This window comes from Epilithonimonas bovis DSM 19482, from assembly GCF_900108115.1.
GTDB lineage: Bacteria > Bacteroidota > Bacteroidia > Flavobacteriales > Weeksellaceae > Epilithonimonas > Epilithonimonas bovis.
This window is the reverse complement of sequence record NZ_FTPU01000090.1, coordinates 1-1,353: the sequence shown is the minus strand read 5'-3', so window position 1 is coordinate 1,353 and position 1,353 is coordinate 1. Positions and strand designations below refer to the sequence as shown.

1 protein-coding gene is annotated in these 1,353 nt (G+C 37.0%); it reads left to right on the top strand.

Translation table 11 applies throughout. The annotated features are described in order from the left end of the window. Nucleotides 1-165: 165 nt before the first annotated feature. Entirely contained in the window at nucleotides 166-1,206 is a 1,041-nt protein-coding gene (locus B0B05_RS16240; RefSeq protein ID WP_173786401.1) for a L,D-transpeptidase, read from the top strand. Nucleotides 1,207-1,353 lie beyond the last annotated feature (147 nt).

The following is a 1,353-nucleotide window of genomic DNA, read 5'->3' as shown; positions in this document are numbered from 1 at the left end:
TCCCAAAATGCGTTGTAAAACTAAATATATTCATCTAACTAATTAAATTATAAGTAAATATACGAAATTATGTGTAATTACGGATATTCATAAAAGTTTTTATCCAATGTTTTTACTATTTGATTGGTATTCTTTTTGTAACTTAAAGTCGGAGAAAGAAAAACTATGAACATTCTAAAAATTAAAAAAACATTTACTTTATTTATCGTACTTTCCTTAGTCTTGATTCAATGTAAAAAGAACGAATCTGTACCTTCATCAGAGAAAAATAATAATCCCATTTCAGATATTTTGGTTTCGGATGAGAAAAAAGAGGATGATAAAAAAGAAGACGCTGAAGAAAAACCAAATGTACCCGATGTTGTCATCCCTAGAAAAGATTTTGGCTACTATCCCTGGGTTTATAAAAACAACGATTCGGTTTCTCAAAAAAACAAAAAAGAATTTACCGGAAAAGCATTATACACTATTTTGGCACTTAACCGTTTGGATAAAGCCAATATTGGCAGAGCAGACACCTTGGTTGTCCCCGCAAAAATTGAGGATGACTTTTTAAGATATTCGCCATTTCCAGGCCACGTAACCAGTCTGGAAAACGTTAAAAAATTTGTTTTTTTCTCCTATCCTATTCAGGCGTTTGGCGTTTATGAATATGGTAACCTTATCAAATGGGGACCTACAAGTATGGGTAAAAAAGCCACGCCAACCAAAAAAGGACTGATGTTCGCCAACTGGAAAAAAGAAGTAGCCATCTCCACCGTAAGTGACGAATGGAAACTGCGGTGGAATGTGAATATCGCCAATTTTGACGGAATCGGCTGGCACCAATATTCGATGCCGGGATATCCCGCATCACATTCCTGCCTCAGGATGCTGGAAGAAGATGCCAAATGGATGTACGGCTGGGTCGATACGTGGGTTCTCAACAAAGGCGGCCAATCTACAAGGGCTAAAGGAACACCGGTTATTGTCTATGGCGATTATCCTTGGGGCCAAAGAAGACCATGGAAAAAACTGCTGGACTCGCCGGATGCCAACAATATGTCTGAAGATGCCATGAACAAAATCATTGAACCTCAATTGGCACAAATCATGAAAGAACAGGACAACCGTGACGCTGTAATACAGCAGATCGAGCAGGAGAAAAAAGCGAAAGCAGATTCTTTATCATCCGTTAAAAACCAGCTGTCAGCGAATCTTAATTAATCCATTACAACATAAAAAAGTCGGAGAAAGTTACTGTTCCCCGACTTTTTTGTGCCTCTAATTTTGAGGTTATAATTAGTCCCTCCTTAAACCACCTATAATTTACTGATTATTAGTATTTTGGGTTTAAAATAGCTTGTTTTTTAT

Coding starts and splice junctions, on each gene's coding strand:
- B0B05_RS16240 (WP_173786401.1), top strand. CDS start 166: ATGAACATTCTAAAAATTAAAAAAACATTTACTTTATTTATCGTACTT.